The 21,849-nt window shown below is 66.6% G+C and carries 26 protein-coding genes; 18 read left to right on the plus strand and 8 right to left on the minus strand.

Annotated features, from left to right (window positions below; translation table 11 throughout):
- The 4 genes from KXJ60_RS20585 to KXJ60_RS20600 all read right to left on the minus strand — a co-directional run.
- The coding region (locus tag KXJ60_RS20585) for an SDR family NAD(P)-dependent oxidoreductase (protein WP_291132032.1) at positions 1-634 on the minus strand (634 nt) is incomplete at its 3' end.
- A gap of 20 nt (positions 635-654) precedes the next feature.
- Entirely contained in the window at positions 655-1,671 is a 1,017-nt protein-coding gene (locus tag KXJ60_RS20590; protein WP_291132033.1) for a TRAP transporter substrate-binding protein, read from the minus strand.
- 57 nt (positions 1,672-1,728) lie between these two features.
- Positions 1,729-3,009, minus strand: coding sequence for a TRAP transporter large permease subunit (locus KXJ60_RS20595; protein WP_291132034.1), 1,281 nt, complete (start codon positions 3,007-3,009; stop codon positions 1,729-1,731).
- Positions 3,006-3,554: a TRAP transporter small permease gene (locus KXJ60_RS20600; RefSeq protein ID WP_291132035.1), complete on the minus strand. Its 549-nt coding sequence runs from the start codon at positions 3,552-3,554 to the stop codon at positions 3,006-3,008. The genes KXJ60_RS20595 and KXJ60_RS20600 overlap by 4 nt, the downstream gene beginning before the upstream one ends.
- Positions 3,555-3,864: 310 nt before the next feature.
- Here KXJ60_RS20600 and KXJ60_RS20605 point away from each other — a divergent pair, with 310 nt between their 5' ends.
- The 13 genes from KXJ60_RS20605 to KXJ60_RS20665 all read left to right on the plus strand — a co-directional run bounded on the left by KXJ60_RS20605 (position 3,865) and on the right by KXJ60_RS20665 (position 15,399).
- On the plus strand, positions 3,865-4,878 hold the full coding sequence (locus tag KXJ60_RS20605) for a sulfate ABC transporter substrate-binding protein (RefSeq protein ID WP_291132036.1): 1,014 nt from the start codon (positions 3,865-3,867) through the stop codon (positions 4,876-4,878).
- A gap of 45 nt (positions 4,879-4,923) precedes the next feature.
- Positions 4,924-5,508 carry an NADPH-dependent FMN reductase gene (gene ssuE / locus KXJ60_RS20610; protein WP_291132037.1) on the plus strand — a complete coding sequence of 195 codons (585 nt, stop codon included), beginning with the start codon at positions 4,924-4,926 and terminating at the stop codon, positions 5,506-5,508.
- Between the two features lie 117 nt (positions 5,509-5,625).
- Entirely contained in the window at positions 5,626-6,660 is a 1,035-nt protein-coding gene (locus tag KXJ60_RS20615; RefSeq protein WP_291132038.1) for a sulfonate ABC transporter substrate-binding protein, read from the plus strand.
- 194 nt (positions 6,661-6,854) lie between these two features.
- The gene (ssuD, locus tag KXJ60_RS20620; RefSeq protein WP_291132078.1) at positions 6,855-8,018 is read left to right on the plus strand and encodes an FMNH2-dependent alkanesulfonate monooxygenase; all 1,164 of its coding nucleotides are present in this window, start codon (positions 6,855-6,857) and stop codon (positions 8,016-8,018) included.
- 110 nt (positions 8,019-8,128) lie between these two features.
- On the plus strand, positions 8,129-9,010 hold the full coding sequence (gene ssuC, locus KXJ60_RS20625) for an aliphatic sulfonate ABC transporter permease SsuC (protein ID WP_291132039.1): 882 nt from the start codon (positions 8,129-8,131) through the stop codon (positions 9,008-9,010).
- Positions 9,011-9,163: 153 nt separating this feature from the next.
- Complete coding sequence (locus KXJ60_RS20630) at positions 9,164-10,126, plus strand: aliphatic sulfonate ABC transporter substrate-binding protein (protein WP_291132040.1); 963 nt, start codon at positions 9,164-9,166, stop codon at positions 10,124-10,126.
- Between the two features lie 4 nt (positions 10,127-10,130).
- Complete coding sequence (locus KXJ60_RS20635) at positions 10,131-10,988, plus strand: ATP-binding cassette domain-containing protein (protein ID WP_291132041.1); 858 nt, start codon at positions 10,131-10,133, stop codon at positions 10,986-10,988.
- A 37-nt stretch (positions 10,989-11,025) separates the two neighbouring features.
- Positions 11,026-11,241, plus strand: coding sequence for a molybdopterin-binding protein (locus KXJ60_RS20640; RefSeq protein ID WP_291132043.1), 216 nt, complete (start codon positions 11,026-11,028; stop codon positions 11,239-11,241).
- A 37-nt stretch (positions 11,242-11,278) separates the two neighbouring features.
- Positions 11,279-11,575, plus strand: coding sequence for a c-type cytochrome (locus KXJ60_RS20645; RefSeq protein ID WP_291132044.1), 297 nt, complete (start codon positions 11,279-11,281; stop codon positions 11,573-11,575).
- Between the two features lie 24 nt (positions 11,576-11,599).
- Complete coding sequence (locus tag KXJ60_RS20650) at positions 11,600-12,865, plus strand: NAD(P)/FAD-dependent oxidoreductase (RefSeq protein WP_291132079.1); 1,266 nt, start codon at positions 11,600-11,602, stop codon at positions 12,863-12,865.
- A gap of 126 nt (positions 12,866-12,991) precedes the next feature.
- On the plus strand, positions 12,992-13,930 hold the full coding sequence (locus tag KXJ60_RS20655) for a CysB family HTH-type transcriptional regulator (protein ID WP_291132045.1): 939 nt from the start codon (positions 12,992-12,994) through the stop codon (positions 13,928-13,930).
- Between the two features lie 117 nt (positions 13,931-14,047).
- The gene (locus KXJ60_RS20660) at positions 14,048-15,037 is read left to right on the plus strand and encodes a sulfonate ABC transporter substrate-binding protein (RefSeq protein ID WP_291132047.1); all 990 of its coding nucleotides are present in this window, start codon (positions 14,048-14,050) and stop codon (positions 15,035-15,037) included.
- Positions 15,038-15,105: 68 nt separating this feature from the next.
- Positions 15,106-15,399 carry a DUF1330 domain-containing protein gene (locus KXJ60_RS20665; RefSeq protein ID WP_291132048.1) on the plus strand — a complete coding sequence of 98 codons (294 nt, stop codon included), beginning with the start codon at positions 15,106-15,108 and terminating at the stop codon, positions 15,397-15,399.
- A gap of 25 nt (positions 15,400-15,424) precedes the next feature.
- Here KXJ60_RS20665 and KXJ60_RS20670 read toward each other — a convergent pair whose 3' ends face one another.
- Positions 15,425-15,625 (minus strand): hypothetical protein, encoded by a 201-nt coding sequence (locus KXJ60_RS20670; RefSeq protein WP_291132049.1) that lies wholly within the window; start codon positions 15,623-15,625, stop codon positions 15,425-15,427.
- 126 nt (positions 15,626-15,751) lie between these two features.
- Positions 15,752-15,952 carry a hypothetical protein gene (locus KXJ60_RS20675; protein WP_291132080.1) on the minus strand — a complete coding sequence of 67 codons (201 nt, stop codon included), beginning with the start codon at positions 15,950-15,952 and terminating at the stop codon, positions 15,752-15,754.
- 167 nt (positions 15,953-16,119) lie between these two features.
- Here KXJ60_RS20675 and KXJ60_RS20680 point away from each other — a divergent pair, with 167 nt between their 5' ends.
- The 5 genes from KXJ60_RS20680 (at position 16,120) to KXJ60_RS20700 (ending at position 20,681) form a co-directional block, all read left to right on the plus strand.
- A complete protein-coding gene (locus tag KXJ60_RS20680) occupies positions 16,120-16,707 on the plus strand; it encodes an alpha/beta hydrolase (protein WP_291132051.1) in 588 nt (195 codons plus the stop codon).
- A gap of 82 nt (positions 16,708-16,789) precedes the next feature.
- On the plus strand, positions 16,790-17,788 hold the full coding sequence (locus tag KXJ60_RS20685; RefSeq protein ID WP_291132053.1) for a sulfate ABC transporter substrate-binding protein: 999 nt from the start codon (positions 16,790-16,792) through the stop codon (positions 17,786-17,788).
- The gene (gene cysT, locus KXJ60_RS20690) at positions 17,789-18,685 is read left to right on the plus strand and encodes a sulfate ABC transporter permease subunit CysT (protein ID WP_291132055.1); all 897 of its coding nucleotides are present in this window, start codon (positions 17,789-17,791) and stop codon (positions 18,683-18,685) included.
- Positions 18,682-19,596, plus strand: a complete 915-nt coding sequence (gene cysW, locus KXJ60_RS20695; RefSeq protein ID WP_291132056.1) for a sulfate ABC transporter permease subunit CysW — start codon at positions 18,682-18,684, stop codon at positions 19,594-19,596. Before cysT ends, cysW begins: the two co-directional genes overlap by 4 nt.
- Complete coding sequence (locus KXJ60_RS20700) at positions 19,593-20,681, plus strand: sulfate ABC transporter ATP-binding protein (RefSeq protein ID WP_291132058.1); 1,089 nt, start codon at positions 19,593-19,595, stop codon at positions 20,679-20,681. Before cysW ends, KXJ60_RS20700 begins: the two co-directional genes overlap by 4 nt.
- 24 nt (positions 20,682-20,705) lie before the next feature.
- On the opposite strand, the gene KXJ60_RS20705 is transcribed toward KXJ60_RS20700, so the two are convergent.
- Both KXJ60_RS20705 and KXJ60_RS20710 read right to left on the minus strand, forming a co-directional pair.
- The gene (locus KXJ60_RS20705; protein WP_291132059.1) at positions 20,706-20,954 is read right to left on the minus strand and encodes a hypothetical protein; all 249 of its coding nucleotides are present in this window, start codon (positions 20,952-20,954) and stop codon (positions 20,706-20,708) included.
- 91 nt (positions 20,955-21,045) lie between these two features.
- Positions 21,046-21,825 carry a Crp/Fnr family transcriptional regulator gene (locus KXJ60_RS20710; protein WP_291132061.1) on the minus strand — a complete coding sequence of 260 codons (780 nt, stop codon included), beginning with the start codon at positions 21,823-21,825 and terminating at the stop codon, positions 21,046-21,048.
- Between the last annotated feature and the right edge of the window lie 24 nt (positions 21,826-21,849).

Genomic DNA, 21,849 nt, shown 5'->3' on the forward strand with positions numbered 1-21,849 from the left:
CCAGATCGCGGTCCATGCGCGTCCACATCTCGGTGGCCACGATGCCGGGGCACAGCGCATTGACGGTGATGTCTGGCGACAGCGAATACGCCGCCGTCTGCGTGAGGCTGACCACCGCCGCCTTGCTCGCGCGGTACGGCCCCTGATACGGGGCCATCACACCAGCGCCGTAGCGCGCGGCGATCGACGCCATGGTGATGACTTTGCCGCGCGGACGGCCGGCCGCCAGCGGCTCCTGCGTTTTCATCTGGCGCGCCGCGGCCTGCAGGCTCAGGAACGCGCCTTTGACGTTGACAGCGAAATGCAGGTCCCAGTCGGCGGCCTGCAGTTCCATGAACGGCTTGACCTGCGCCACACCTGCGTTGCAGACCATCACGTCGAGGCGGCCGAAGGCATTCACCGCCGTCTCGACCATGCGTTCGCACGCGGCGGCATCGGTCACGTTGGCCGCTGCGGCTTCCGCTTCATAGCCATCGGCGCGCAGCGCGTCGCGCGCGGCCGTGCACGCCTCGGCGTTCACGTCGGACAGCACCACGCGGGCGCCAGCCTGCGCGAAATGCCGCGCGAGTCCCAGGCCAATGCCCTGGGCCGCGCCGGTGATGGCCACCACCAGCCCGGTGGGCGGCTGGGTCATGAGGGTCTGCACAGCGAGGCTCACTTCGCCGCGCGAACGCGCTGAATCTCGGTGTTGACGGCGTTCATCACGTCTTCACCAATCACTTTGCTCTGCGCGGCGTACACGTCCTTGACTTTGTCGCGCATGCGCTGCAACTCGGCGGGCGAGACCTCATTGACCTGCATGCCGCCCTTCTTGAGCTTGGCAATCACTTCGGCGTCGGCCGCGCGTCCGACACGGCGCGACTCGGCCTGGCCGGCCACGGCGCATTCCTGCATGACGGCCTGTTCCTGTGGAGAGAGCGTGTCGTACTTCTTCTTGGAGATCAGCACGGCCAGGGGGCTGTAGGCGTGGCGCGTGAGGGAAAGGTATTTCTGCACCTCGTAGAACTTCATGTTCTCAATCAGGGCGACAGGGTTTTCCTGACCGTCCACGGTGCGGGTTTCCAGCGCGGAGTACACCTCGGAGAAGGCCAGCGGCGTGGGGTTGCTGCCCAGCGCGCTGAAGGTGTCCAGGAACACCTTGTTCTGCATCACGCGCATCTTCACGCCCTGCAGGTCTTCCCACTTGGTCACGGCCTGCTTGGAGTTCGTCACATTGCGAAATCCGTTCTCCCAGTAAGCCAGGTTCACCAGCCCGGCAGCTTCGAACTTCGGTGCGAAGGACTTGCCGACTGGGCCGTCGAGCACCTGGTCGGCTTCACGTTCGTTCGCAAACAGAAAAGGCAGATCGAACACCGCCAGTTGCGGGATCGCACCCACCAGCGGTGCGGTGGAGGTCAGCACCATGTCCAGCGAGCCGGTGCGCACTTGCTGCGAAGCGGTGGTGTCGTTGCCGAGCGCGCCGTCGTAGTACGTCACCAGCTTGAGCTTGCCACCGGACTTGTCGGCCGCGCACTGCGTCATCTTGGTGATGCCGAAGCTGATGGGGTGACCCTTGGTCACACCGGAGGACACACGCAGCGAACGTGCCTCGAACTGGGCATGGGCGGGAGCGGCGATAGCGGCTGCGGCTGCCACGGCGAGCGCGGCGGTACGGAAGTGGGTGGACATCATGGGAAGGTCTCCTGGTTGGAATGAAGAAAAAGAAAGGGAATGCCGTTGGGCAGACGGTCAACCCGTCAGCCAGCGCAACGGCACCAGCACGATCTGCGGGAACAGCACGAGCAGGAACAGCACGGCGACTTCGGCGAGCAGGAAGGGCATGATTCCCTTCATGAGCTCGCCCATGCGCAGCTTGGCAGTGCCGCACACGACGTTGAGCACGATGCCCACCGGGGGTGTGATCAGGCCGATGGCGTTGTTCATGATGAACAGCACACCGAAGTACACCGGGTCGATGCCGGCTTCGCGCACCAGCGGCATCAGCACCGGCGTGAGGATGAGCAAGGTCGGGGCGAAATCGAGCGCGGTGCCGACAATCACGACCATCACCATCATGATGGCCATCAGCAGGATTGGACTGTCCACGAACGGCTGCAGCAGTTCGCTGACCTGTTGCGGAATGTCGGATGCCGTGATGAGCCAGCCCGAGACCAGGGCACAGGCGATCAGGAACACAACGACGGCCGTGGTCTTGGCAGCGGTGACCACCAGCGGGTAGATCAAGTTCCACTTGAGTTCGCGGTACACGAACATGCCGATAACGAAGGCGTACACCGCTGCGACCACAGCCGCTTCGGTCGGCGTGAAAACGCCGAACTTCATGCCGCCCACGATGCCCACCGGCATGATCAGTGCCCAGGTGCTGTCAAATGCCACGCGCAGACGCTGCTTCATGGGCATGCGCGGCAGCACCGCCACTTCGTCCTTGCGCGCCACGATGAGCCAGGTCACCAGCAGCGACGCGCCCATCAGCAGACCCGGCACGATGGCCGCCATGAACAGCTTGCCGATGGACACGTTGGCCACCACGCCGAAGATGATCATGCCGATCGAAGGCGGCAGCACTGGCGCGATGACGCCGCCGGCGGAGATCAGGCCCGCCGCGCGCGGAATGTTGTAGCCCGCCTGCCGCATCATCGGAATCAGCATGGTCGCCAGCGCGGCCGCGTCGGCGGCGGCAGAGCCTGAGATGGCGGCCATGATCACCGCCGCCAGGATGGCCACGATACCCAGCCCGCCACGGATGTGGCCCACGAACGCGAGCGCGAAATTGACGATGCGCTTGGAGATGCCCCCAGCGTTCATCAGCTCTCCGGCCAGCATGAAGAACGGGATCGCCAGCAAGGGGAAGCTGTCGGCACCTTCGATGATCTTTTGCGACAGGATCGTGGTGTCCACCTGGCCTTGCAACAGCATCAGCGCCGCCGCACACACGAGCAGCGCGAACGCGATCGGCATGCCCAGCGCCATGGCGCCGAGCAGCGAGAAGACGAAAACACTCGCGGTCATGGGCGGCCCCCGCTCGTTGCCGGTGGCAAGGCTTCTTCGCTTTCGTGCACACCGATCAATTGGTCGTCGCTCAGGCGACCGGTGGCGAGCAGCCACAGCTTGCGCAGCGTGACCAGCGCAATGCCCACGCTGGTGAAGTAGCCCATGCCGAAGACCCAGATCATCGACATGCCGGTGACCTGCGCCGCGGTGGTCGCGTTCACCTCGTGCTGGCGCCAGGTACCCCAGAAAAACATGGCGCAGCACGCCAGGATGAGCAGCTCGCTGACCACCAGGCAAGCAACCCGTCCCGAGCGCGGCAACGCGGTAACGACGGTGTCCACACCCAGGTGAGCGCCCTCGTGCATCGCCACCACCGCGCCGACGAACACCAGCCAAATGAAGGCAAAGCGCGAGAGCTCTTCGGACATCACAAGGCCCGAGCCGAAGCCATATCGCAGCACCACGTTGCCAAACACCATGACCACCATGGCCACCAGGCAGAAGGCAATGAAGGCTTCCAGCAGGCGGATCACGGGCCCACTGCGGTGCGGCGCGGCGCTCATCGCCCCCCCCAGGAAAGCGCTCTGCGCGAGGGTTGCGCGGGTCGGCTTGAACAGCGACTGGCCATGCTTGTCTCCGGAAAACTCGAATAGCCGCTATTGTTGTATGTAAGGTACGGTACACATATTAGGGTTAGCACCTAGCAAAATGGCGTTCTCGACACACCCAATGACCGCGCCGGCCACTTTCAAGGCAAGGGGGAAGGCCCCTCAGATGTTTAAGTCATAAACAACCAAAAAACCATTCGTTCCTTATCCGTGGCTTTGTCGGGATCATTCGCCATCCCTTCAACGCATCCCCACAAGGAACGACATGAGCACCCGCCGCCAACTGATCCAGGCCTTCGCCGCCACCGCCCTCACCGCCAGCGCCTTCACGGCCGTGGCACAGCCCGCCCCGGTGACGCTGCTCAACGTGTCGTACGACCCGACGCGCGAGCTCTACGTGGAATACAACGCCGCCTTCACCAAGTTCTGGAAGGCCAAGACCGGCCAGGACGTGACCATCAAGCAAAGCCATGGCGGCTCGGGCAAGCAGGCCCGCTCCATCATTGACGGCCTCGACGCCGACGTGGCCACGCTGGCCCTGGCCGGCGACACCGACGCCCTGCACACCAACGGCGGCTGGATTCCGAAAGACTGGCAAAAGCGCCTGCCGCTCAACAGCACGCCCTACGCCTCCACCATCGTGCTGGTGACCCGCGCGGGCAACCCCAAGAACATCAAGGACTGGGACGACCTGATCCGCCCGGACGTGAAGGTGATCACCCCCAACCCCAAGACCTCGGGCGGTGCCCGCTGGAACTACCTGGCCGCCTGGGAGTTCGCCAAGCGCAAGTACGGCAGCGACGACAAGGCCAAGGAATTCGTGGCCAAGGTCTACAACAACGTGCCTGTGCTCGACACCGGCGCACGCGGCTCCACCATCACCTTCTCGCAGCGCAACCAGGGCGACGTGCTGATCGCCTGGGAAAACGAGGCCTATCTGCTTGAAAAGGAATTCGGCAACAAGGTGGACTTCGTCTACCCCTCGCTGTCCATCCTGGCCGAGCCGGCCGTGACCATCGTCGACAAGAACGTGGACAAGAAGGGCACGCGCGCCGTGGCCCAGGCCTACCTCGAATACCTCTACACCGAAGAAGCGCAGGACATCATCGGCAAGCACTTCTACCGCCCGACCTCCGCCAAGGCCCAGGCCAAGTACGCCAAGCAGCTGCCCAAGATCAACCTCTTCAAGATTGAAGACGCGTTTGGCGGCTGGGACAAGGCGGCCAAGGTGCACTTCTCGGACGGCGGCAGCTTCGACCAGATCTACACCAGGAAGTAAGCCGCACCCGCTGTCACACCCTCCACGCCTCCAGGAATTCCCACCGTGTCCATTCTCTTGATCGCCGGCAGCCCGTCCGAGCACTCGCGCTCGGCCGCCCTGCTCGACGCGGTGTCCGAACGCCTGGGGCTGCGCCACGCCCTCATTGACCGCCTGCACATCCGCGACCTGTCGCCGCAGGCCTTGCTGCTGGCGGATGCGACGCACAAGTCCATCCGCGCGGCGGTGAGCCAGGTGGAGACGGCGCGCGCCATCGTGGTCGCCACCCCCGTCTACAAGGCCGCCTACAGCGGGGTGCTCAAGGTCTTCCTGGACCTGCTGCCCCAGTCCGCCCTCAAGGGCAAGGTGGTGCTGCCGCTGGCCACCGGCGGCAGCCCGCACCACATGCTCGCGCTCGACTACGCGCTGCGCCCCGTGCTGCAGTCGCTCGCCGCGCGCCACATTCTTCCCGGGGTCTACGCCACCGATGCGCAGATCCCCAAGGACACCGAAGGCCAGTACCACGTCGGCCCCGACATCGGGGACCGTCTGGACGAGGCCGTGCACACCCTGCTGCACGAAGGCTTGCGAATGCCGCCCGCGGCCGGGTTCGCGCCCGTGCCGTTTGCCCAGGTGCGATGTAGCGTCTGACCCGCTGCGAGCCGGGACCACCCGGCCGATCTCGCCCCCATCCCCATTTGTTTTTTTCAGCCACCGCGCAGGTGGCCTGGACGGCTGTTGCCTGCGCTTCGTCACCAAGGATTTGTCATGAGTGAACTGTTTCAACACCACCCCGAGGCCGGCGCCCCCACCACGCCTTCGCGCTTTGCCCGCCTGCGCCAATGGGCGCTGGGCCTGCTGGTTTTCGTGGTCGCCGCTTTCGGGCTGGCGCTGTTGCTGCTGCCCGTGCCCCAGGCCAAGGCGCAAGGCAAAGGCGAGCTGCGCATCGGCTACCAGAAGTCGGCCAGCCTCTTCGTGCTGCAGAAAGCCCAGGGCTCGCTGGAGAAAAAGCTCGCGCCGCTGGGCTTTGGCGTGAAGTGGGTCGAGTTCCCCGCCGGTCCGCAGCTGCTCGAAGGCCTGAACGTGGGTGCGGTGGACGTGGGCTACGTGGGCGAGGCGCCACCCATCTTTGCGCAGGCCGCCGGCGCGCAGTTCGTCTACTTCGGCTTTGACCCGGCTGCCCCGCGCGCTGAAGCGATCCTGGTGACCAAGGACTCGCCCATCAAGTCGGTGGCCGACCTCAAGGGCAAAAAGGTCGCCCTCAACAAGGGCAGCAACGTGCACTACCTGCTGGTGAAGCAGCTGGAGAAGCACGGCCTGAAGATCACCGACATCCAGCCCGTCTACCTCGCGCCCGCCGATGGCCGCGCGGCCTTCGAAAGCAGGAACGTGGACGCCTGGGTGATCTGGGACCCGTTCCAGGCCGCCGCAGAAAAAGCCACCGGCGCCCGCGTGCTGGCCGATGGCACGGGTGGCGTGGTCAACAACTACCAGTACTACCTGGGCGCGCGCAAGTTCGTGTCGCAGAACCCCAAGGTGATCGAGGCGCTGTTCGAAGACTCGGTGTCCCAAGGCATCTGGCTCAAGAAGAACCTGCGCCAGGCCGCCGAGCTGATCGCGCCGCTGCAAGGCCTGCCGGTGGACGTGGTCGAACTCGCGCTGCAGCGCTACGAGTTCAACGTCAAGCCGATCACCCCCGCCGTGGCCGCCGACCAGCAAAAGATCGCCGACACCTTCTTCGATCTGAAGCTGATTCCCAAGGCCATCCGGATCAGCGAAGCGGTGGTCGTCTCGCAGCCTTGAGCGGCTCGACGACAGGGAGCTCCCCATGTCCAAGCCCTTCAACGCCACCGACCTGCGCCGCCACATCGCCCACCTCCTTGCTGTCACGGCGTCGTCGTGGCGCGTGGCCTCCGCCCACCTGACGCAGCCGCGCCTGGGCTGACCCAACGCCGCGCTGCGCCCTTCAAAAAAACTCATCTGCCCACACCATGTCACTGAACATCTTCTGGTTCATCCCCACCCACGGCGACAGCCGCTACCTCGGCACCGCCGAAGGCGCGCGCGCACTCAACCACGACTACCTCAAGCAAGTGGCGCAAGCCGCCGACAGCCTGGGCTACGAGGGCGTGCTCATTCCCACCGGCCGCTCGTGCGAAGACCCCTGGGTGGTGGCCGCCAGCCTGCTGCCCGTGACGCAGCGCCTGAAGTTCCTGGTGGCTGTGCGCCCCGGCCTGCACCAGCCCGCGCTGGCCGCGCGCATGGCCGCCACGTTCGACCGGCTCTCGGGCGGGCGCCTGCTCATCAACCTCGTCACCGGGGGTGACCGCGCCGAGCTCGAAGGCGATGGCGTGTTCCTGGACCACGCCAAACGCTACGAGCAATCGGCCGAGTTCATCCGCATCTGGCGCGAGATCCTCACGCGCAGCCACCACGGCGAGACCTTCGACTACGACGGCGAGCACCTGCAGGTGAAGGGCGCCAAGCTGTTCTTCCCGCCGCTGCAGCAGCCGTACCCGCCGGTGTACTTTGGCGGCTCGTCCGAGGCGGCGCACGACCTGGCGGCCGAGCAGGTCGACACCTACCTCACCTGGGGCGAGCCCCCGGCGGAGGTGGCCAAGAAAGTGGCCGACGTGAAGGCACGGGCCGCCAAGCACGGGCGTACGGTCAAGTTCGGCATTCGCCTGCATGTGATCGTGCGCGAGACCGAAGAGGAAGCCTGGGCCGATGCCGACCGCCTCATCAGCCGCCTGGACGACGAGGTGGTGAACAAGGCGCAGGCCGCGTTCGCCAAGATGGACTCCGAAGGCCAGCGCCGCATGGCCGCGCTGCACGCCGGTGGCGCCAAGCGCACCCGCGAAGCGCTGGAGATCAGCCCCAACCTGTGGGCGGGCGTGGGCCTGGTGCGCGGTGGCGCAGGCACGGCGCTGGTGGGCAACCCGCAGCAGGTGGCCGCGCGCATTGAAGAGTACGCCGCGCTCGGCCTGGAGAACTTCATCTTCTCGGGCTACCCCCACCTGGAAGAGGCCTACCGCTTTGCCGAGCTGGTGTTTCCGCTGCTCTCGCGCAGCGCGCAGAACAAGCTGCCGGGCCAGGTGCTCACCGGCCCGTTCGGCGAAACGGTGGCCAATGTATTCGTGCCGCGCGCGGCGCAGAGCTGAGGGGCCTTCGCCATGAGCCGCCTCCACGCCATCCACCACCGGCCGCTTGCCTTGGCGGCGGGCCACACGCTGGGGTGCCTCGAAGCCGACCTGTCCCAGGAGCACCACGCATGACGACCTCACAGACTTTCCGGGAAGCCCCGGTCACCCCGGTGCCCGACACCATCGACGCACCCGGCTGGGGGCTCCTGCCCACGCGGCCCCTGGGCCCGCTGCTCGGCCAGGCGCTGCGCGCCGTGGGGCAGCGCGCCCTGCCCTGGCTGGTGCCGGTGTTGCTGCTGGTGGTGTGGCAGCTGTCCTCTTCACTCGGTTGGCTGTCCACCCGCGTGCTGCCAGCGCCCAGCGCGGTGGTGTCGGCGTTCTGGACGCTCGCCATATCAGGCGAACTCTGGACCCATGTGAAGGTGAGCGCGGGCCGCGCGCTGATCGGCCTGGCCATTGGCGGCGGCCTGGGCCTGCTGCTGGGCTTGCTCACCGGCTCGGTGCGCTTCTTCGAAACCCTGCTGGACTCCAGCGTGCAGATGGTGCGCAACATCCCGGCGCTCGCGCTCATTCCGCTGGTGATCCTGTGGTTCGGCATCGACGAGGCCGCCAAGCTGTTCCTGATCTCGGTGGCGGTGTTCTTTCCGATCTACCTGAACACCTTCCACGGCATCCGCAACGTGGACCCGGGCCTGATCGAAATGGGGCGCACCTACGGCCTTTCGCGCTGGGGCCTGTACACGCAGATCATCCTGCCCGGCGCGCTGTCGTCCATCCTGGTCGGCCTGCGCTTTTCGCTCGGCCTGATGTGGGTGATCCTGATCGTGGCTGAGACCATCTCCGCGCAGGCCGGCATTGGCTACCTGACGATGAACGCCCGCGAGTTCCTCCAAACCGACGTGGTGCTGGTGGGCATCCTGCTCTACGCGGCCCTGGGCAAGCTGGCCGACGTGTTCGCCCGCAGCCTCGAAACGTACTGGCTGCGCTGGCACCCCGGCTACCAGACGTGAACACCCCCCTGCGCCGCTGCGCGGCTTCCCCCCTCTCTGGCGCGCCTTCGGCGCTTGGATGGGGGACGGCAGCTCGGACCGGCAAAGCCGGATCCTTGCTGCCCCTGGACTGATACCCCTCACGCCACCGCCTCTCTCATCTGAAAGTCACACATGAAATCGTCCCCCTTCAATCGCCGCGCCGCGCTGGGCGCACTGGGTTCCATCGCTGCCGGCGTGGCGCTGGCGCAAGGCAACGCGCCGCGCACCGTGCGCCTGGGTTACCAGAAATCGTCCACGCTGATCGCCGTGCTGCGCCTGCAGGGCACGCTGGAGCAGCGCCTGGCGCCGCTGGGCGTGGCGCTGAGCTGGCACGAGTTCACCAGCGGCCTGCCGCTGCTCGAAGCGCTGAACCTGGACAACATCGATGTCAGCGCCGACGTGGCCGACACCGTGCCGGTGTTTGCGCAGGCCGCCGGTGCGCAGCTCACCTTCGTGGCACAGGAAGCGCCCTCGCCCACCGCGCAGGCGATCCTGGTGCGCGCCGATTCGCCGATCAAGAGCGTGGCCGAGCTCAAGGGCAAGCGCGTGGGCTTCGCCAAGGCCGCCGGCGTGCACTACCTGCTGATCGCCGCGCTGGAGAAAGCCGGCCTGTCCTTCGCCGACATCGAGCCCGCCTACCTCACGCCGGCCGATGGCCGCGCCGCCTTCGAGCGCGGCTCGCTGGATGCCTGGGTGGTCTGGGACCCGTTCCTCTCTGCAGCGCAGAAACAGGCCGGCGCCCGCGTGCTGGCCGACGGCACCGGGCTGGCTTCTTACCAGCGCTACTACCTGGCGAGCACGCGCTTTGCACAGGCACGGCCCGACGTGCTCGGCGTGCTCTACACCGAGCTGGAGAAAACCGGCCGCTGGGTGAAGCAGAACCCCAAGGAAGCCGCCGCACTGCTCGCGCCCTTCTGGGGCCTGGACGCCGCCATCGTGGAGCAGGCCAACGGCAAGCGCAGCTACGCCGTGCGCCCCGTCACGTCCCAGAACATTGCCGAGCAGCAAAAGATCGCCGACACCTTCCTGGCCGAGAAGCTGCTGCCGCGCCGCGTCAACGCGGTGGATGCGCCGCTGTTCAAACCGCAGGGCTGACGCCATGACCACACCCCTCTCCTCCGTTCGCCCTGAGCCTGTCGAAGGGCTCGCCCAGGCCCGAACGGACACATCGCCCGGCGTGCGCGTGCAGTTGCGGCACCTGAGCAAGCGCTACGGCGCGCGCGAGGTGCTGCGCGACAACCAGCTCACCATCGAGCCCGGCGAATTCGTCGCCATCGTGGGCCGCAGCGGTTGCGGCAAGAGCACGCTCTTGCGCCTGGTCGCCGGGCTTGAAAAGGCCAGCGGCGGCGAGCTCCTGCTGGACGGCCAGCCGGTGAATGGCCTGCATCAAGACACACGCATCATGTTTCAGGACGCGCGCCTGCTGCCCTGGAAGCGCGTGATCGACAACGTGGCACTCGGTCTGCCCAAAGAGCGCCGCAAGGACGCCGAGGCCGTGCTCGGCCAGGTCGGCCTGGGCGACCGCCTGGGCGACTGGCCCGCCAAGCTCTCCGGCGGTCAGCGCCAGCGCGTCTCGCTCGCGCGTGCGCTGGTGCACCGGCCCCAGCTTCTGCTGCTCGACGAGCCGCTGGGCGCGCTCGACGCCCTCACCCGCATCGAGATGCACGAACTCATTGAAGGCCTGTGGAAGCGCCATGGCTTCACCGCCCTGCTGGTCACGCACGACGTGCAGGAAGCCGTGGCCCTGGCCGACCGCGTGATCCTGATCGAAGACGGCGCGATTGCGCTGGACGAGCGCGTGCCGCTGGCGCGCCCGCGTTCGCGCGGCGACGCCACGTTTGCCGCCATCGAGAAACGCATCCTGGACCGCGTGCTGCAGGTGCCCGACCTCGACAGGCCATCCAGCGACGCGCCCTGGCCACCCGCACCCGCCCACGCCCTGCGCTGGGCGGTCTGAGTCCCTTTTCCCAACCACAAACCCACTGAAAGAAACCATGTCCATTCAAGCCATCAACGTGCGCAACCAGTTCAAAGGCAAGGTCCGCGAAATCATCCAGGGCGATGTCGTCTCCGAAGTCGACGTCGAAACGCCCTGGGGCATCGTCACCTCGGTCATCACCACACGTTCGGTGAAAGACCTCGACCTGAAAGTCGGCTCCGAAGTCGTGGCATTGGTGAAGTCCACGGAAGTCTCCATCGCGAAGTTGTGACGCCGTCGTTCGATCTGCAGAACATGAAGAACCTCCCATGAAATACACCATCGGATGGGCCACGCTGCTGCTCTGCAGCGCCGCACACGCCCAGACCCCCGACCTGCAAGCCCGCGCATGGGCCGCTTCGTGCGCGGCCTGCCACGGCACCGACGGCAAAAGCAACAGCGCGATTCCATCCATCAATGGACAGGACAAGCAAGTGCTGCTGACCAAGCTGCTCGCCTACAAGCGCGACCAGTTGCCCGCCACCGTGATGCACCAGCACGCCAAGGGCTACAGCGACGCCGAGCTTGAACGCCTGGCCACCCACTTTTCGCGCCAACCCCGATAACGAGGAGGAGAACCCATGACACGCATCCACCGCCGACACCTGCTCACCGCCGCAGGCGGCGCCGCCGTGGCACTCGCCCTGCCCGGCTGCGCCAGCCTCTCCACGCCCAAGGCCCGCGTGGTCGTGATCGGGGGCGGCTTCGGGGGCGCCACCGCCGCCAAGTACATCCGCCAGTGGGCGCCCGAGATGGAAGTGGTGCTCGTCGAGCGCGAGGCGGCCTTCGTCTCCTGCCCCTTGAGCAACCTCGTGCTCGGTGGCTCCGAGAAGATCGAGAACCTCACCACCGGCTACGACACGCTGCAGAAGAAATACGGCGTGCGCGTGGTGCGCGACGAGGCCACCGCCATCGATGCCGGCAAGAAGGAAGTGCGCCTGGCGCGCGGCGACACGCTCAAGTACGACCGCCTGATCGTTTCGCCCGGGGTGGACTTCCAGTTCGACCAGGTGCCTGGCCTGCAGACCGCCGAAGCCCAGAACCAGGTGCTGCACGCCTGGAAAGCGGGCCCGCAAACGGTGGCCCTGCGCCGCCAGCTCGAAGCCCTGCCCGATGGCGGTGTGTATGCGCTGCACATTCCCAAGGCGCCCTACCGCTGCCCGCCCGGCCCCTACGAACGCGCTGCGCAAGTGGCCCATTACTTCAAGCAGCACAAGCCGCGCGCCAAGGTGCTGGTGCTCGACGCCAACCCGGACATCACCTCCAAGAAGGCCCTGTTCCTCAAGGCCTGGAACGAGCTCTACCCCGGCATCGTCGAATACAAGCCCAACAGCGAACTGCTGCGCGTGGACGCTGCCAACCGCACGATCGAACTGCAGTTTGAAACCGTGCGCGCCGGTGTGCTCAACGTGGTGCCGCCGCAGCAGGCGGGGCGCATCGCGCAGACCGCGGGCCTCATCACCGCCAACAACAAGTGGTGCGGCGTCAACTTCCAGACCTTCGAGTCCACCGTGGCGCCGGGCATTCACGTGCTGGGCGACGCGACGCTCTCCGCACCGGGCATGCCCAAGTCCGGCTTCATGGCCAACAACCACGCCAAGGTCGCTGCAGACGCAGTCATCGCGCTCATCCAGGGCCGCGCCGTCAACCCCGAGCCGATCATTGCCAACACCTGCTACAGCTTCGTGAGCGACACCGACGTGGTGCACGTGGCCTCGGTCCACAAATGGAACACCGAGCAGAAGACGCTGGTGCCCGTGGCGGGCGCAGGCGGGCTGTCGCCGCAGTCCAACCCGCTCGAAGGCCAGTACGCGAAGTCCTGGGCGAAAAATATCTGGGCAGACGCGCTGCTATGACACCCCCCGCCGCGCTTCGCGCGACCCCCTCCAGGGGGCGGCATCTGCGGCCTGGCAAAGCCAGTTCCGCGCTGCCTCTGGACGGCGTCGTCTCTTTCGTGACCGCGCCGCATTGAAAGGCCGCTCATGAACTTCCAGCAACTCCGGTCGGTGCGTGAGACGGCGCGCAACGGTTTCAACCTCACCGAGGTGGCGGCCATGCTCTACACCTCGCAGCCTGGCGTGAGCCGGCAGATCCGCGAGCTGGAGGAGGAGCTGGGCGTAACCATCTTCGCGCGCGCCGGCAAGCGCCTCACGGGCCTCACCGCCCCGGGCCAGACGCTGCTGCCCATCGTGGAGCGCCTCCTGCAGGAGGCGGACAACCTCAGGCAGGCGGGCAGGGAATTCGTGTCGCGGCTCGAGGGTGGCCTGTCGATTGCGGCCACGCACTCGCAGGCGCGCTACGCCTTGCCGCACGCCGTGCGCGACTTTCGCGCGCTGTTCCCGCAGGTCACGCTCAACCTGCACCAGGGATCGCCCAAGCAGGTGGCCGAGATGCTGATTGCCGGCGAAGCCGACATCGGCATTGCCACCGAGGCGCTGGCCAGCTACCCGCAGCTGGTCACGCTGCCCTGCTACCGCTGGACGCACAGCATCGTGGTGCCCCACGGCCACCCGCTGCTGCGCATCGATGCGCCGCTGACGCTGCAGCAGCTCGCCGAGCACCCCGTCATCACCTACGACCAGGGCTACACCGGCCGCTCGCACATCGACGACGCGTTCGCCAAGCAAGGGCTCAAGCCCAACGTGGTGATCACCGCCATGGACGCGGACGTGATCAAGACCTATGTGGAGCTCGGCATGGGCGTGGGCATCGTGGCGTCCATTGCCGTTGACAGCGACCGCGACCGCCACCTGCAAGCCCTCGACGCACGCCACCTCTTCGAGATCAACGTGACGCGCCTGGCGGTGCGGCGCGGCACCTGGCTGCGTGGTTACGCGTACAGCTTCATCGAAAACTTCGCCCCCAGCCTCACGCGGCAGATGGTGGAAGAGGCGCTGAACGACGAGCTCATCACCGTGTGACGCTGCGCCCGGCACACCGTACAAAAAAGCGAATAAGCAAGCGCGCACAGCGCATTCGACTTCGCCGTGCGCCACGCCTAACCTGCGCAGCTCTCAACACACTTGAAGGAGCCTGCCTTGAACCCACCACCCACCCCTGCACTGCGCCGCCGCGATATCGGCCGCGCCCTGCTCGCGCTCTCGGCCTGGGCCACGGGCCTGGGCTCTTCGGCCCTGGCCCAGACCCCGCTGCCCAAGGAAGTGCGCATCGGCTTCCAGAAGGGCTCGGCCATTCTGGTGCTGGTGAAGAAGCAGCAAGCGATTGAAACGCGCCTGAAGGCGCTGGGCGTGACGAGCGTGAAGTGGGTCGAGTTCCAGTTCGGCCCGCCCATGCTCGAAGCCCTGGGCGCGGGCGCCATCGACCTCGGCTCCGTGGGCGACACGCCACCCATCTTTGCGCAGGCCGGCGGCTCCCACCTGGTGTACGCCGCCGCCACACCGTCGGCACAACACGCGGTGCTGGTGCCGAAGCACTCACCCATCAAGACCCTGGCCGACCTCAAAGGCAAGAAGGTCGCCTTTGGCAAAGGGTCCAGCGCCCACAACGTCACCGTGAAAGCCCTGGCCCAGGCGGGCCTGAAGTTCGACGACATCGTGCCCACCTACCTCTCCCCGGCCGACGCCACCGCCGCCTTCAACGGCGGCAACATCGACGCCTGGGTCGTCTGGGACCCCTACTACGCCATTGCCGAAGAGCGCTACGGCGCCCGCGTGATCGCCGACACATCAGACAAGCGCCTGGCCAGTTCGTCGTACTTCATCGCGTCGCGCGCGTTTGCCACGCAGCACCCTGCGGTGCTCGCCACCGTGCTGGATGAAATCCGCAAGGTCACCCTCTGGGCGGGCCAGCACCGCGAAGAACTCGCCACGCTCGCGGCCGAAGCCACCGGCATCGATGTGAAGTCCTGGTCGACGGCTTTCGCCCGCGCCGAGTTCTCGCTCGGCCCCGTGACCGACGCGCATGTGGCGCAACAACAGCAACTGGCCGACACCTTCCACGCGCTGGGCATCATCCCGCGCAAGCTCAACGTGAACGAGATCGTCTGGCGCGCGCCTGCAGCGCCGTGACGCGTGAACGGGAGTTGGTCGACAATCCAGCGTTCTCGACCTCTCCCCCACTTCACGCAGGAACCCACATGCCCAAGGCCTACTGGATCGCCACCTACCGCTCCATCAACGACCCCGCCGCGCTCGCCGCGTACGCCCAGCTGGCGGCCCCCGCCATCCAGGCCGCTGGCGGGCGCTTTCTGGCGCGCGGCATGCCCGCGCAGATTTACGAATCCGCCATCCAGCAGCGCGTGGTGCTGATCGAGTTCGACAGCGTGGCCCACGCCACCGGCGCGCACGACAGCCCGGCCTACCAGGAAGCGCTGAAAGCGCTGGGCGATGGCGCGGACCGCGAGATCCGCATCATCGAAGCGGTGGCCTGAACCACCGCTGCGACGGCATACCGGCTCAAGGCATCGGCAGCGCTGCCTTGGGCGAGCCGCGGTCGAACAGGCCCCACAGGCCGAACGCCCCGAGCGACATGCCCAGCGAGATGAGCGCGTCGGTGGGCGACTCGTTCTGGCCCAGCGCCACGCTGAGGTGCAGCACCGATGCGATGGCCACCATGCTGGCCACCGTGATCACACACAACCGAATGAACTCCCGCATGGCCGTCTCCTGTGTTGATGTCAGACCGTTTCTGAACGAGACGTGAGTGTCAAATTGAACGCAGGCGGGCGCTGTAGGAAGAGAAAAAATGCGGCTGTAGGAAGCGTCTGACGACCTGAGCCAGGCTCAAGCCATGAACACCGCAATGAACGCCAGCATGAAGATCAGCAAGGCGCCCATGCAGGGCAGCACCACCGGCATGTAGTGAACGATGGTGTCCAGAATGTCCTCGGCCTGCTCTTCGGCGTAAGCGCGCAGGTCGGGGTCCGAGTAGTCCAGCGGGTGTTCGGCGAGCGCCTGGTCAGGCGGTGGGTGGCGGTGTTCCATGGCTTCTCCTTGTGACACGCGGGCCGGCGACAGGACAGGCCTGCGCGTCGCAAGGGCAATCGGCGCGCCTGACACCCACGCCGCCTGCCGCGGCCTTATGCGATGGCTCCATAAGCAAACCACTTCATGTTCGTTGGCCATCGGGGATGCGCTGCCCACAATGCGCCATGCCCTCTCCCACCGTCATCATCCTTCCCGGCTGGCGCAACTCCGGCCCGGGCCACTGGCAAACCCTCTGGGCCGACAGCCTGCCTTCTGTGCTTCGTGTGGAGCAGGACGACTGGGTGGCGCCCGTGCGCCAGTCGTGGGTGGCGCGCCTGAGCGAGACCATCGAACAAGCGCCCGGCCCCGTGGTGGTGGTGGCCCACAGCCTGGGCTGCATCACGGCCACACACTTGCCGCCCGCCATCGCGCAGCGCATTCACGGCGCGCTGCTGGTGGCACCGGCCGACCCGGAGCGCCGGGGCGTGCTGGCCGATTTCGCGCCGGTGCCTTACCAGCGCCTGCCTTACCGCAGCATCCTCGTGGCCAGCAGCAACGACCCCTACTGCCCGGTGCGCACGGCCGGCGCCTACGCCCGCGCCTGGGGCAGCGAGTTCGTGCGGCTCAACGACGCCGGCCACATCAACGTGGATTCGGGCCACGGCCCCTGGCCGCTGGGCCTGGCGCTGCTGCAATCGCTCGGGGCCGAAGTGCCGGCCGGCAGCCGCCTCGCCGAGCCCGTGGATGGCGCCGCTTATTCCTCACCCGCATAAAGAAACAAGAACAAAGTCGTTGGGAATCTCAGGGTCGGCGCCCAGAATTCGTCACATCCTGTTTCCGATCTGGAGCTTTCCCATGAAAAACACCCTGCGCGCTGCGCTCGCGGCCGTCGCCCTGTCCACTTCTGCGCTCGCGGGCGCCCAGACCACGCTGCTCAACGTCTCGTACGACGTGGCCCGTGAGTTCTACAAGGACATCAACGTGGCCTTTGCGGCGAGCTACAAGAAATCGGCCGGCAAAGACATCAAGGTCGACCAGTCGCACGCCGGTTCCAGCGCGCAGGCGCGCGCCGTGGCCGATGGCCTGGAGGCCGACGTGGTGACCTTCAACACGACGACCGACGTGGACTTCCTGGCCGACAAGGGCGTGGTTGCCAAGGACTGGCGCCAGAAATTCCCCAACAGTGCCGCCCCCACCACCTCGACCATGCTGTTCCTGGTGCGCAACGGCAACCCCAAGGGCATCAAGGACTGGGACGACCTCATCAAGCCCGGCGTGCAGGTGGTCGTGGTGAACCCCAAGACCGGCGGCAACGGCCGCATGGCTTACCTGGCCGCGTGGGGCTATGTGCGCAGCAAGGGCGGCAGCGACGCCGAGGCCGCCGAGTTCGTGGGCAAGCTCTACAAGAACGTGCCGGTGCTGGCGCGCGGCGGCCGTGACGCCACCGGCGTGTTCCTGCAACGCAACATCGGCGACGTGCTGGTGACGTTCGAGTCCGAGGTCGTGTCGGTCGACAACGAGTTCGGCAAGGGCAAGGTCGACGCCGTGCACCCCAGCGCGTCCATCGTGACGGAGAACCCGGTGGCCATCGTCGAGCGCACGGTGGCCAAGAAGGGCACGGCCGCCGAGGCCAAGGCGTACCTCGATTTCCTCTACAGCCCCGAGGGCCAGGAAATCGCCGCCAAACACAACATCCGCCCGCGCAACGAAGCAGTGCTGAAGAAGTACGCCACGGCGTTCAAGCCCATCAAGCTGTTCACCGTCGAGCAGTACTTCGGCTCCTTGGGTGAAGCGCAGAAGGTGCACTTCAACGACGGCGGTCAGTTCGACAAGCTGTACACGGTCGGCAAATAAATGGCTTCCGCCTCATCCGCTGTGCTGGGTGGCGACGTCGCCCGGCAAGGAAAGACCACGCCACGCCGCGCCACGCGCCGCGTGCTGCCGGGCTTCAACATCACGCTGGGCTTCACGATCCTCTACCTCAGCCTGATCGTGCTGATCCCGCTCTCGGCCCTCATCTTCAAGACGTTCACGCTGACCTGGCCGCAGTTCTGGGAAGCCGTCACCGCGCCGCGCGTGGTGGCGTCTTACAAGCTCACGTTTGGTGCCTCGCTCATCGCGGCCACGGTCAACGCCGTGTTTGGCCTGCTGGTGGCGTGGGTGCTGGTGCGCTACACGTTCCCGGGCAAGAAGATCGTGGATGCGCTGGTGGACCTGCCCTTTGCGCTGCCCACCGCCGTGGCCGGTATTTCGCTCACCGCGCTGCTGGCCGGCAACGGCTGGATTGGCCAGTACACCGAGCCGCTGGGCATCCAGCTGGCGTTCAACCCCAACGGGGTGGTGATCGCGCTGATCTTCATCGGCCTGCCTTTCGTGGTGCGCACGGTGCAACCCGTGCTCGAAGACACCGAGAAAGAACTCGAAGAAGCCGCCACCTGCCTGGGCGCCACGCGCTGGCAGACCTTCAGCCGCGTGATCTTCCCGAGCATCGCGCCGGCCCTGCTTACGGGCTTTGCCATGGCGTTTGCGCGCGCGGTGGGTGAATACGGCTCGGTGATCTTCATCGCCGGCAACATGCCCATGGTGTCGGAGATCACGCCGCTGATCATCATCAGCAAGCTGGAGCAGTACGACTACGCCGGCGCCACCGCCGTGGCCACGGTCATGCTGGTGTTCTCGTTCGCGCTGCTGCTGCTCATCAACGGGCTGCAGAGCTGGCAGCGCCAGCGTTCGGGGGGGAACCTGCAATGAGCACCGCCGCTTCCGTTCGCACGGCGCACAAGGGCACCACCGAGTCGGCGTGGGTGCGCCGCACGCTCATCGGCGTGGCGCTGGTGTTCATGTTCCTGTTTCTGGTGCTGCCGCTGGCCGCGGTGTTCACCGAGGCCCTGCGCAAAGGCCTTGACGCTTACCTCGAGGCCTTGAAGGACCCGGACGCGTGGTCTGCCATTCGCCTCACGTTCCTCACCGCCGCCATTGCCGTGCCGCTGAACCTGGTCTTCGGCGTGGCCGCGGCCTGGGCGGTGGCCAAGTACGAGTTCCGTGGCAAGTCCTTCCTCACCACGCTGATCGACCTGCCCTTCTCGGTGTCGCCGGTGGTGGCGGGCCTGATCTACGTGCTGGTGTTTGGCGCGCAGGGCTGGCTGGGCCCGTGGCTGGCCGAGCACGACATCAAGATCGTGTTCGCCGTGCCCGGCATCATCCTGGCCACGGTCTTCGTCACCTTCCCCTTCATTGCGCGCGAGCTCATTCCGCTGATGCAGGCGCAGGGCAACGACGAAGAGCAGGCGGCCATCGTGCTGGGCGCCTCCGGCTGGCAGACCTTCTGGTACGTGACGCTGCCCAACATCAAGTGGGGCCTTATCTACGGCGTGATCCTGTGCAACGCACGCGCCATGGGCGAGTTCGGTGCGGTGTCGGTGGTGTCGGGCCACATTCGCGGTCAGACCAACACCATGCCGCTGCATGTGGAGATTCTCTACAACGAGTACCAGTCGGTGGCGGCCTTTGCCGTGGCCTCGCTGCTGGCCTTGCTGGCACTGGTCACGCTGGTGATCAAGTCGGTCGCCGAGTGGAAGATGGAACGAGAAATGAAGGCCCTGGCCGAGCTGCCGCCCGAGCGGCCCTCCCCCGCCAACACCCTGTTGGGACAGACATCATGAGCATTGAAATCCGCGACATCAACAAGCAGTTCGGCACCTTCCAGGCGCTGAAGAACGTCAACCTGGACATCCACTCGGGTGAGCTGCTCGCGCTGCTGGGCCCGTCGGGCTGCGGCAAAACCACGCTGCTGCGCATCATTGCCGGGCTGGAGACGCCGGACACCGGCAATATCCTGTTCAGCGGCGAAGACACCACCGATGTGCACGTGCGCGAGCGCAACGTGGGCTTCGTGTTCCAGCACTACGCGCTGTTTCGTCACATGACGGTGCTGGAGAACGTGGCCTTTGGCCTGCGCGTGAAGCCGCGCGGCCAGCGCCCGAGCGACGCACAAATCAAGGCCAAGGTGATGGACCTGCTCAAGCTGGTGCAGCTGGACTGGCTGGCAGACCGTTACCCGTCGCAGCTCTCGGGCGGTCAGCGCCAGCGCATTGCACTGGCCCGCGCACTCGCCGTGGAGCCCAAGGTGCTGCTGCTCGACGAGCCTTTTGGCGCGCTCGATGCCAAGGTGCGCAAGGAACTGCGCCGCTGGCTGCGCCGCCTGCACGACGAGCTGCATGTCACCAGCGTGTTCGTCACACACGACCAGGAAGAAGCCCTGGAAGTGGCCGACCGCGTGGTGCTGATGAACCAGGGACAGGTGGAGCAGATTGGTGCGCCACAAGAGGTGTGGGACCACCCGGCCAGCCCGTTCGTGTATGGCTTCCTGGGCGATGTGAACCTCTTCCATGGCCGCGCCCACGAGGGGCTGCTGCACCTGGACGGCGTGTCGATCGACTCGCCCGAGCACGCCAGCGCGCGCGATGCCAAGGCCTTCGCCTATGTGCGCCCGCACGACCTGGACGTGCAGCGCTACGCCGAGGGCCTCACGGGCATCGTCGCCCAGCTGGAGCGCGCCGTGGTGGTGGGCCCGATTGCGCGGCTGGAGTTGCTGCCGGTGGAGAGCACCAGCCGCCCCGGGCAAGACCCGCTGATCGAAGCCCGCATGTCGGCCGAGCGCTTCAAGGAGCTGGGTTTCCGCGAAGGCGACACGCTGGTGGTGTCGCCCAAGAAGGCGCGCGTGTTCCTGCAGCCGCAGACCGTCTGAAGCACGCGCTTCGCCGCCGGGTGATCAGGCGGCGAGCTCGATCTTGCCTTCCTTCACATAGCGCTTGAAGTCGGTGAGCGGGATGGCGGTCGAGCCGCGCACCTCACCGTCTTCCCAGCTCAGCGTGGCGTCGTTGAGCCCGGTTTCCACCTTCACGGGCCCCGGGCGAATGACGATGTTGGGCCCGTCGCCCTCTCGGTACTCGACCCTGCCGACGATGCGCGCGTGTTGGGTCGCGGTGTGGGGTGCCGTCTTCGGCGCTGGCTGGTTCATGCGGGCTCCTCTTGGATTGAGGTCACAGGATCGCCTGTCTCCCGTCTGCCGGTCTGTGCGCCTGCGCACACACCGCCCGGCAACCCTGCGCTCAGGCCGCCTGCAGCCCGCCGCGCTGGCCTGGCAGGCGGGGCAGCAGTTCGCGGCCACCGGCATGGCTGTGCACACAGCTCAACCGGTCATAGCCCCGGCGCGCGGCACCGTAGCACTCGCAGCTGCGCGACTCCAGCGCGTCTCGGTCCAGCACGGTGATGCGGCCCCGGTGGTACTCGATCACGCCCGCCTTCTGCAGCTTGAGCGCGCCGCAGGTCACGCCTTCGCGCCGCACGCCCAGCAGGCCCGCGATGTGTTCCTGCGTGGCATGAATGTCGGCGTCGCCCTGCCGATCCAGGTGCTCCAGCAGCCAGCGGCAGAGTTGCTGGTCCAGCGCGTGGTGCCGGTTGCAGGCCGACGATTGCGACATGTGCGTGAACAGCGCCTGGGTGTAGGCCAACAGGTGCTGCATCACCTCGGGCGAGCGCTGGGTGTGGTGCAGCAGCGCCGGCACCGCCATGCGGTACGCATGACCCGGGCGCTGCACGATGGCGTCGCTCAGTGCGCGCGGGTCGCCCATGAAAGCGCACACGCCCACCACACCTTCGCTGCCCACCACCGCCACCTCGCACGAGGCGCCACTGGCCAGCGACGACACGAGCGACACCGTGGCGCTCGCCGGAAAATACACATGGCGCAGCTCGGCGCCCACCCGGTGGAGCACCGCACCCGCAGGCAACTCGTCCCACTCCAGATCGGGTTCCAGCTGCAGCCACTCGGCGCGAGACAGCGCCGCCAGCAGGCGGTTCTTGTCGAACAGGGAGGTGATGGATGTCATGGCAGGGCCCTTTCAACGTGTCGC

It is taken from the genome of Hydrogenophaga sp., from assembly GCF_019264445.1.
In the GTDB taxonomy this organism is placed as follows: domain Bacteria; phylum Pseudomonadota; class Gammaproteobacteria; order Burkholderiales; family Burkholderiaceae_C; genus Hydrogenophaga.

What these genes read in the sequence shown, in the direction of transcription:
- KXJ60_RS20590 (WP_291132033.1), bottom strand. Translation starts at nt 1,671, where the DNA reads ATGATGTCCACCCACTTCCGTACCGCCGCGCTCGCCGTGGCAGCCGCA.
- KXJ60_RS20595 (WP_291132034.1), bottom strand. Translation starts at nt 3,009, where the DNA reads ATGACCGCGAGTGTTTTCGTCTTCTCGCTGCTCGGCGCCATGGCGCTG.
- KXJ60_RS20600 (WP_291132035.1), bottom strand. Translation starts at nt 3,554, where the DNA reads ATGAGCGCCGCGCCGCACCGCAGTGGGCCCGTGATCCGCCTGCTGGAA.
- KXJ60_RS20605 (WP_291132036.1), top strand. Translation starts at nt 3,865, where the DNA reads ATGAGCACCCGCCGCCAACTGATCCAGGCCTTCGCCGCCACCGCCCTC.
- KXJ60_RS20615 (WP_291132038.1), top strand. Translation starts at nt 5,626, where the DNA reads ATGAGTGAACTGTTTCAACACCACCCCGAGGCCGGCGCCCCCACCACG.
- ssuC (WP_291132039.1), top strand. Translation starts at nt 8,129, where the DNA reads ATGACGACCTCACAGACTTTCCGGGAAGCCCCGGTCACCCCGGTGCCC.
- KXJ60_RS20630 (WP_291132040.1), top strand. Translation starts at nt 9,164, where the DNA reads ATGAAATCGTCCCCCTTCAATCGCCGCGCCGCGCTGGGCGCACTGGGT.
- KXJ60_RS20635 (WP_291132041.1), top strand. Translation starts at nt 10,131, where the DNA reads ATGACCACACCCCTCTCCTCCGTTCGCCCTGAGCCTGTCGAAGGGCTC.
- KXJ60_RS20640 (WP_291132043.1), top strand. Translation starts at nt 11,026, where the DNA reads ATGTCCATTCAAGCCATCAACGTGCGCAACCAGTTCAAAGGCAAGGTC.
- KXJ60_RS20645 (WP_291132044.1), top strand. Translation starts at nt 11,279, where the DNA reads ATGAAATACACCATCGGATGGGCCACGCTGCTGCTCTGCAGCGCCGCA.
- KXJ60_RS20655 (WP_291132045.1), top strand. Translation starts at nt 12,992, where the DNA reads ATGAACTTCCAGCAACTCCGGTCGGTGCGTGAGACGGCGCGCAACGGT.
- KXJ60_RS20665 (WP_291132048.1), top strand. Translation starts at nt 15,106, where the DNA reads ATGCCCAAGGCCTACTGGATCGCCACCTACCGCTCCATCAACGACCCC.
- KXJ60_RS20670 (WP_291132049.1), bottom strand. Translation starts at nt 15,625, where the DNA reads ATGCGGGAGTTCATTCGGTTGTGTGTGATCACGGTGGCCAGCATGGTG.
- KXJ60_RS20675 (WP_291132080.1), bottom strand. Translation starts at nt 15,952, where the DNA reads ATGGAACACCGCCACCCACCGCCTGACCAGGCGCTCGCCGAACACCCG.
- KXJ60_RS20680 (WP_291132051.1), top strand. Translation starts at nt 16,120, where the DNA reads ATGCCCTCTCCCACCGTCATCATCCTTCCCGGCTGGCGCAACTCCGGC.
- KXJ60_RS20685 (WP_291132053.1), top strand. Translation starts at nt 16,790, where the DNA reads ATGAAAAACACCCTGCGCGCTGCGCTCGCGGCCGTCGCCCTGTCCACT.
- cysT (WP_291132055.1), top strand. Translation starts at nt 17,789, where the DNA reads ATGGCTTCCGCCTCATCCGCTGTGCTGGGTGGCGACGTCGCCCGGCAA.
- cysW (WP_291132056.1), top strand. Translation starts at nt 18,682, where the DNA reads ATGAGCACCGCCGCTTCCGTTCGCACGGCGCACAAGGGCACCACCGAG.
- KXJ60_RS20700 (WP_291132058.1), top strand. Translation starts at nt 19,593, where the DNA reads ATGAGCATTGAAATCCGCGACATCAACAAGCAGTTCGGCACCTTCCAG.
- KXJ60_RS20705 (WP_291132059.1), bottom strand. Translation starts at nt 20,954, where the DNA reads ATGAACCAGCCAGCGCCGAAGACGGCACCCCACACCGCGACCCAACAC.
- KXJ60_RS20710 (WP_291132061.1), bottom strand. Translation starts at nt 21,825, where the DNA reads ATGACATCCATCACCTCCCTGTTCGACAAGAACCGCCTGCTGGCGGCG.